Source organism: Aminobacter sp. J41 (assembly GCF_000526635.1).
Taxonomy (GTDB): Bacteria; Pseudomonadota; Alphaproteobacteria; order Rhizobiales; family Rhizobiaceae; genus Aerobium.
In genome coordinates, this window is record NZ_JAGL01000040.1 from 19,547 (window position 1) to 27,245 (window position 7,699).

General features: G+C 58.1%; 5 protein-coding genes, 2 pseudogenes and 1 other annotated feature. Of the genes and pseudogenes, 5 read left to right on the plus strand and 2 right to left on the minus strand.

Annotated elements, in window-relative coordinates:
• Positions 1–160: 160 nt before the first annotated feature.
• Positions 161–715, plus strand: coding sequence for an RNA polymerase sigma factor (locus L630_RS0118075; RefSeq protein WP_024849619.1), 555 nt, complete (start codon positions 161–163; stop codon positions 713–715).
• Positions 705–2,645, plus strand: coding sequence for a VWA domain-containing protein (locus L630_RS0118080; RefSeq protein WP_024849620.1), 1,941 nt, complete (start codon positions 705–707; stop codon positions 2,643–2,645). Before L630_RS0118075 ends, L630_RS0118080 begins: the two co-directional genes overlap by 11 nt.
• A gap of 479 nt (positions 2,646–3,124) precedes the next feature.
• On the opposite strand, the gene L630_RS0118085 is transcribed toward L630_RS0118080, so the two are convergent.
• Together L630_RS0118085 and L630_RS0118090 are read right to left on the minus strand one after the other, a co-directional pair.
• On the minus strand, positions 3,125–3,772 hold the full coding sequence (locus L630_RS0118085) for a hypothetical protein (RefSeq protein ID WP_024849621.1): 648 nt from the start codon (positions 3,770–3,772) through the stop codon (positions 3,125–3,127).
• Positions 3,769–4,959, minus strand: a complete 1,191-nt coding sequence (locus tag L630_RS0118090) for a hypothetical protein (protein ID WP_144708796.1) — start codon at positions 4,957–4,959, stop codon at positions 3,769–3,771. Before L630_RS0118090 ends, L630_RS0118085 begins: the two co-directional genes overlap by 4 nt.
• A 311-nt stretch (positions 4,960–5,270) precedes the next feature.
• Between L630_RS0118090 and L630_RS0118100 the strand changes: the two genes are divergently transcribed.
• From L630_RS0118100 to L630_RS0118105, 3 genes and pseudogenes are all read left to right on the plus strand, one after another.
• A protein-coding gene (locus L630_RS0118100) for an IS3 family transposase (RefSeq protein WP_156941771.1) occupies positions 5,271–6,460 on the plus strand; the annotation gives its coding sequence in 2 pieces (ribosomal slippage) (positions 5,271–5,523 and positions 5,523–6,460; 1,191 coding nt in all).
• Between the two features lie 409 nt (positions 6,461–6,869).
• A pseudogene (locus L630_RS23595) lies at positions 6,870–7,295 on the plus strand (hypothetical protein); the annotation flags it as partial.
• Positions 7,296–7,353: 58 nt separating this feature from the next.
• Positions 7,354–7,699 (plus strand): annotated as a pseudogene (locus tag L630_RS0118105) (transposase); the annotation flags it as partial.
• Positions 7,638–7,699 (plus strand) — a sequence feature (AL1L pseudoknot). This feature is flagged as partial in the annotation. It overlaps the preceding pseudogene by 62 nt.

Below are 7,699 nucleotides of genomic sequence, written 5' to 3' on the forward strand. Positions count from 1 at the left end.
GAGCATCTAAGGGTAATGGGCTACTTGGCTGGATGCGGACCCAACCTACTTCGCGCCAGACTTTCCGGAGTCACGGATCAGACGGGAAAAAATTCTTCCTTCGGACCCAAGGATAGCGAACCCGACATCGTCTGAGGTGCATGAGCAGGAAACGAGCCTGATGGAAGAGATCGAGGACGCAAATCTTGTGCTTGCACGCAACGGGGATCGTTCCGCGTTCGCCCGTCTTGTCGAGATGCACTACGAGATGTTCTTTCGCGTAGCTCACAGGCACCTCGGCAATCGCGCGGACGCGGAAGATGTCGCGCAGGAAGTTTGCGTGCGTCTGGGTCGTTCAATCCGAACGTTCCGCGGAGAGTGCAGTCTGGCGTCGTGGCTATACAGGCTCGTGATCAACGCGGCCTGCGACCATCAGCGCAAGGCAATGAGAGGGCGACAACTCTCCGAAGCTGTCTCAGCCGAACATACAATATCCGCCGGACAGAACAGCGACGGCGACGACGAGGCTGCGGACCGACTTTGGGAAGCAGTGAGGATGCTCCCGGATAAGACGCGTCAGGCTGTCGTTCTCGTCTATTCCGAAGGCCTCAGCCACCTGAAGGCGGCGGAAGCGCTTGAGTGCTCCGAGACGACCGTGTCCTGGCACATCCACGACGCCAAGAAAAAGCTGAGGGTCTTGCTGGCTGAACCGGAGAGCGCGACCTATGCACGATGAATTCGAAATCCTGCGGCAGGCCAGGCCCGTCACGCCGTCTCCCGAGGCCCGGAAGAAGGCGCTGGCAGCGGCCATGACCGCCTATGACGAAGCCAACGAGAAATACGCCAAAGTGACCCAAGGTTCCGACACCGCCAAGCGTCTCTTGTCCGAGACGTCAAACGGATGGAGGGACATCATGAGGAAGTTGCTTTGGACGGGGACGGCATCAGTGGCAGCTGCAAGCGCAGTCTTCTTCGTGGTCGGCGGGATGTACACGCAGTACATGCGAGACAGCGGCCTCGCGGTCGTTCAGGAGATGGCCTCCCACCCGGCAGGCGGAGCCGCCTTCAGAAACGACGGCATCGTCCCCATCGCGCCGCAACCAGCTCCGCCGGCTCGCAAGGCTACGGAAAGCATGGTGATGGCCGAGCGCGGCGTTGCAGTTGCTCCCGCCTTCGTCGGCAATTACCCGTCGCCAGTCATGGATCGTCTGCCGTCGTCCGCGCAAAGCCGCGACCGCGTGCGAGAGTTCAAGGGCAGCGGCGTAAAGAGCGTCTCCGAGCATCCGGTCTCGACGTTCTCGGCCGACGTGGACACCGCTTCCTATCCGATGGTCAGGAGCCTGCTCAACATGGGGCAGCTGCCCAACCCCGACACCGTGCGCGTTGAGGAGTTGGTCAACTACTTCCCCTATGACTGGCCGCTCGCAGAAACGCGCGAGGAGCCGTTCCGCCCGACGGTGACGGTGATGCCCTCGCCGTGGTCGCACGGGCGTAAGCTGATGCACGTTGCGATCAAGGGATACGACGTGATCCCTGAGATGCGGCCACAGGCCAATCTCGTCTTCCTGATCGACGTGTCGGGATCGATGAACGCGCCCGACAAGCTGCCGCTTCTGAAGAACGCCTTCCGCATGCTCGTCGCCTCGCTCTCGCCGGACGACAAGGTATCGATCGTGACGTATGCCGGGCATGCGGGCGTGGTGCTCGAGCCGACCTCGGCGAGCGACACGGCAGCCATCTACGCGGCCATCGACGGGCTCACCCCGAGCGGCGGGACGGCAGGCGAAGCTGGCCTCAACACCGCCTATCGTCTTGCCTCCAAGGCGTTCGTTGAAGGCGGGGTGAACCGGGTGATGCTGGCGACCGACGGTGACTTCAACGTCGGGCAGACGAGCGATGAGGACTTGAAGCGCACCATCGAGCGCCACAGGGAAAGCGGCGTGTTCCTCTCCGTCCTCGGGTTTGGGCGCGGCAACTACAATGACCAGCTGATGCAGACGATCGCGCAGCACGGCAACGGTACGGCCGCCTACATCGACACGCTCGAGGAAGCGCAGAAGGTTCTGGTGAATGAAGCAGCCTCGAACGTCTTCCCGATCGCCAAGGACGTGAAGTTCCAGGTCGAATTCAATCCAACTCAAGTTTCCAAGTATCGCCTCATCGGCTACGAGACGCGTCAGCTTGCCCGCGAGGACTTCAACAACGACCGCGTCGACGCGGGCGACGTCGGTTCCGGCCACTCGGTGACAGCGATCTACGAGATCACACCGAAGGGCAGCCCGGCCGCGCTAATCGACGATCTTCGCTATGGGAAGCCGCTGGCCTCGGACGACAGGGGCGCAGGGAGCGGCGAGTATGCCTTCCTCAAGATCCGCTACAAGCTGCCGGACGAGGATGTGAGTCGGCTAATCGAGAAGGCGGTCACCGCCGCCGACGAGGTCGAGTATTTAGTCGACGCATCGCAGGACGTCCGCTTCTCGGTCGCCGTTGCAGGCTTCGGTCAGAAGCTGCGTCGCGATCCATCTATCGCGCAACACTCGTGGCAGGAGATCAAGGCGATGGCGGCCAGCTCCCGCGGCGACGATCCAGATGGCTACAAGTCATCTTTCCTGTCGTTGGTAGGGCTAGCCGAAAGCTTGGATAGGTCTGCCGCTACGCCTCGCTGAGGGAAGATTGCCCATGAGGCGAACGGCGTGGTCATCGAACAAGTCACCGGGTACAGGTCTACCAGACCCCGCGTTCCTGTCAGGGGTGTTGAATGCCCGTGACAGCCCTTGCAGCGATCGCTCAACATGGATCGATCAGGATCTCGCCCGCCTCGGCCGCACTGATACTGGGCGGCGCATGCGACGCGTCCAAGGATTGGGCGTAAGAAAACGGTCGCCTAGGTAAAGATGCTTATCACGAGGAATGGCTGCGTCAAAAGGACGACGTCATCGCGGTGTCCCCGCCCCTTGCCCTAGCGAATCTGTTGACCGCTGGTAAGGCATTCATAATGCGCGAACTTTAGAGGCGGCATCCACAACGGCGCACTTGACACATATGCTCGCCACCGGCCCAGACAGGATTTGCGGCAAGGATTTTAGGCGGCCGACGCGGACAACTCGAGCCCTCCCTTCTGCACAGGGCCGTAGCTACTCACCTTTCATTGGATGCCCGAATAGCGCATCATACGGCCGCTTTGATCCAGCTCGATATACGCGCGTTTCCCCCGACGTCCCACAGCCATGAATACGAGGCGCTCAGGGTGTGCCTCTATAAAGCGTAATGCTTGGCCGGACGGATCATAGTGGGTGATATCTGTGCCACCCGTTTCGCGAAAGCCGTTTTCAGAAAGGAATTTTTCGTTAGCTCTGCATGCTGCAAAGGCTCTCAGCCTTTTCGGTCGCTGACATAAGCCAACAATGAGCCCAATTGCAGTGCCTACGAGAGTTATGATCAATCCTCCGATCACGGCAAGCGGTAGGGGATTCTCCGAATTGAGCTTCCCCATGGCAGCGATGTGAAACAACACCGCTGTTGCAGCGCAGAAACCGACAACTATTAGGAGGACACTCCCAAGCAGAGTGATGAAGACTGTCGTCCAGAAACCTCGATCATGCCCTCTGACGAGATTCCTTCCGCCTAAGAAGGGAAAAAAAACAACAGCTAGTATTAGAAGGATGGAAAAGGCGTTCCTTTTCGTTTTCTTGTAGGCATCTTTGCCAAATGCAAACCCAAAACCCGCGGCAGCGCTTCCTGCAACGCCGGCAGCCAGGAGCGCTAGGTTTGACCGTTTCTGTGAAAGTATCATGCGAGACCGCCCACGCGCCTAGTGACGCGATAACACGCTCTGAAAATTTTATAGGCCAGCCACAGAACGCCGATTGACCAACCTAAAAGGACACCCAACGCCACGAACACAGCATACACCAGTCTGCCAAGATAAATCGCCTCTCTACCGAGGACTCTAATGGCAGCAGATGTCTTGCTCCCCATTTTCCCAGCCATTGATTGGAAGCGTGAAAGGTCCCGAGCATCTTCGGCATGCTCCATCACCCTAAACGCTGCCTTCACGCCTCCGGCCTCCACAATGCCAGCGGCAGCGTTCGCCGCTAACTTGATTTCGGACAACGCTTCTTTACGAACTGCCCCAGAAACGGCCTTCTTAGCTGCGCCAACGTCAACAGGTGCCAATTCAATAATAAAATTCCTGAAGCGCGAAAGATCCCCCGATGTCACGTCCTGCCATTTCAGATCTGCTAAAGATTTCAAAACTTTCGGCGCAGAAGGCATTCGGGGCTCGGGAAGTGATAATCTGGACAGACCTGACTTCAGGCGCTCAACGTTTACGACTCCTACGGCGGAACGTACCAAGGAAGACAGGAGTTTATCATTTAACCTATTGGCCTTTTTTGCATTTTTCACGATAGATAAGCCAACATCGACAGCGCCAGTACCCGGCGCTGCTGTGGCAAGTCCAGCTACAGCAAAGCCAAGGATCAACGGATCGTACTCCTCTCCACGAACAACTCTATTGCCTTGAACCATGACGTCCCGCACATCACCGACGCCAGTATAGTCAGCTGCCAGTGCCCCACTGAGGGAGGCAGCGTTCGACACATCCCCGGTGATTGCACCTTGGACAAAATCACGGGCATTGCGCACACCGAACTCGAATGATGTCTCAAGCGTTCGATCTACCAGTTCGGCGGGCAATTCGAGCCCGTTCTCACGTGCAAACGAAACTAAGTCTTGAGCTTCCGCGACATCCCCTTCTTCAAGAGCGTCCTCTATAGCCGCTTCGTAATCTTCTCGCGACATTTTGGACAATCTATACTGTGAAATAGAGAATGGATCCCAAAAGTTGAATGCCAATTGTAGTGCAGCGAACTGATTTGATGATAGGAAACCCAGCAGGGACAGAGCTAAAATCGTTGCTGTAAATAGCTGCCGCATACTTCTTATGGATCGCAATAATTTCCGCATAAAGAAGCTCACTGCTGTTCGTTGCGAAAGGTTATGACTGGATTCATTTAACCCTGCGGAAGGCGCGATATTTTGTTGTCAGCCACGACTAAATGAATGCGTACACAATGCCACCGTTACATCCAGAATCAATCCTGAGGAGGAGCCAGTGTCTGGGACGTTCTTCCGCTGTGATGACGGCTCTCCAGAGTTCAAGCCACACACGCTCGATACGGCGGCTGCACTAGTGTTTTACGCTGCAAAAAGGATTGCAGCTGGTGACGTGCCACTGAGTTTTTCCTCCACCTGGAGTTAGAGTCCGGCCTCGATTGAAGGACGGACAGATGAAGCGAAAGCGGTTCACGGAAGAACAGATCATCGCGGTGCTGCGGGAGCACGAGGCGGGAGCGAAGGCAGGAGATCTTGCCCGCAAGCACGGAGTCAGCGAGGCAACGCTGTATAACTGGAAGGCGAAGTATGGCGGGATGGACGTCTCCGACGCCAAGCGCCTGAAGGCTCTGGAAGACGAGAATGCGAAGCTGAAGAAGCTGCTGGCCGACCAGATGCTGGAAGCGGCGGCACTGAAGGAGCTTCTGTCAAAAAAATGGTAGGGCCCGCCGCCAAGCGCGAAGCCGTCGCGCATCTGCAGGCCGTCATGGGCCTGTCGGAGCGTCGGGCCTGTTCCTTCGTCGGTGCCGATCGCAAGATGATCCGCTACCAGTCCTGCCGTCCGCCAGAGACCGAACTGCGCGGCCGGCTACGCGACCTTGCCAAGGAGCGCCGACGTTTTGGCTATCGGCGGCTGTTCATCCTGCTGCGGCGGGAGGGCGAACCGTCTGGCATCAACCGCATCTATCGGCTCTACCGCGAGGAAGAGCTGACGGTTCGCAAGCGCCGGGCACGGCGGCGAGCAGTGGGCACGAGAGCACCAATCCTGGTCGAGGCGAGAGCGAATGCGCGCTGGTCGCTCGACTTCGTGCATGACCAGTTCGCCTGCGGTCGGCGGTTCAGGGTGCTCAACATCGTCGATGACGTCACGCGAGAGTGTCTGGCAGCCATCCCGGATACATCGATCTCCGGTCGCCGGGTGGCACGTGAACTGACCGATCTGATCAGCCGGCGTGGCAAGCCGGACATGATCGTTTCCGACAACGGCACCGAGTTCACCTCGAATGCGATACTCGCCTGGTCGAAAGATCACCAGGTGGAATGGCACTACATCGCACCAGGCAAGCCCATGCAAAATGGCTACGTCGAGAGCTTCAACGGGCGGATGCGCGATGAACTCCTGAACGAGAGCCTGTTCTTTGGCCTCGACCATGCCCGCAGCGCTATCGCCGAATGGAGGAAAGACTTCAACACCGCGAGGCCACACTCCTCGCTTGGCTACCAGACCCCGGCGGCTTTCGCCGGAACCCTCGCCGCAACCGGCTCTGACGCTTCGCTTGATGTGGGCTTCGCGTCTCCACCGGTTGCTCAACCCGCGCCCTACGGCGTAACAGAAACGGCCGAGGCTCTAAACGCCGCTGGATGAAAACTCAGTGGCACGTCACAGGGCAATGCGACGCGAAGCGGCCTCAAACTCTGCACCATAGTCCCCGGGAGCCTTTGCATTGATACTTAAGAACATACATTGCTGATGTTCGCGCCGTCGCTTCGTGGAACTCAAGGGCCCTAAGTTGATCATCCTGGCGTAGGACCTGAGCCATTCAAACAACTTCAATTGCTACCTCCACTTGGCTTAGAGCCGGCATGACGAGCATGTGCCGTTGATCGCTTCTGGCGACTCTAGATCGAACGCACGAGAGATCGTGCTACACGGGCAGGTTCCGCATCAACAATCAATACTGAAATTTGGTCGCAGGCTTAGGGTTGAGGATTTTGCCTATGACAGCAATATCAGGTCTAACTTCGGGACCTACTGGGAGACAAGGCGATGGTGAATGGCTGTGGAAAGTGAATTTCCCCGAGACGTTGCGAGTGTTGCCGCATCACCTCACTCGGTTTCTGTAGTCGGTTTCGACTCAGCCTGGACTGACAATCCGAAAGCTCCAGGAGCTGTCGCGATTATCCGCTGCTCAGACGGCATGATCGAGTTTGTCGAGCCGGCACTCGCAACCTTCGAAGGAGCACTGCGGACTATCGAAGCGGAACGCAGGGCTGTGGATCTTTGCTTGGTTGCCGTCGATCAGCCGACAATCGTGCCGAACACTTCCGGAATGCGCCCGGTTGATCGACTGGCCAGCTCGTTCATCTCTTGGCTAGGAGGTGGCGTTCAGCCCGCAAACCGCTCGAAGCTGGCTATGTTTGGTGATGACGCACCAATTTGGCGGTTCAAGGCAGCACTCGCGGCAACTGAGGACCCCGAAGCATCTGAACCGCGCCGGGATTGCCGGAGGCTCCCCCTCTTGAGATTAAGGAGCCATCATGACGAAACGGAACGGCAATACCTATTCACCTGAAGTGCGCGAGCGCGCGGTTCGAATGGTTCTGGAGCACCGGGGCGAGTATGCTTCGGAATGGGAAGCTATCAATTCGATCGCTTCGAAGATCGGCTGCACCGGGGAGACGCTTCGCGGTTGGGTGCGGCGTGCTGAGCGGGATGCAGGCATACGGCCTGGGCCGACGAGCGCGGAGCTGTCGCGGATCAAGGAGCTTGAACGGGAGGTTCGCGAGCTTCGTCAGGCCAATGAGATCCTGCGCAAGGCGTCGGCTTATTTTGCGATGGCGGAGCTCGACCGCCCACTGAAGCGATGATCGCCTTTATCGACGC

Excerpts from the sequence above, each read along its gene's own strand:
- L630_RS0118075 (WP_024849619.1), top strand. The coding sequence starts at position 161 with ATGGAAGAGATCGAGGACGCAAATCTTGTGCTTGCACGCAACGGGGAT.
- L630_RS0118085 (WP_024849621.1), bottom strand. The coding sequence starts at position 3,772 with ATGATACTTTCACAGAAACGGTCAAACCTAGCGCTCCTGGCTGCCGGC.
- L630_RS0118080 (WP_024849620.1), top strand. The coding sequence starts at position 705 with ATGCACGATGAATTCGAAATCCTGCGGCAGGCCAGGCCCGTCACGCCG.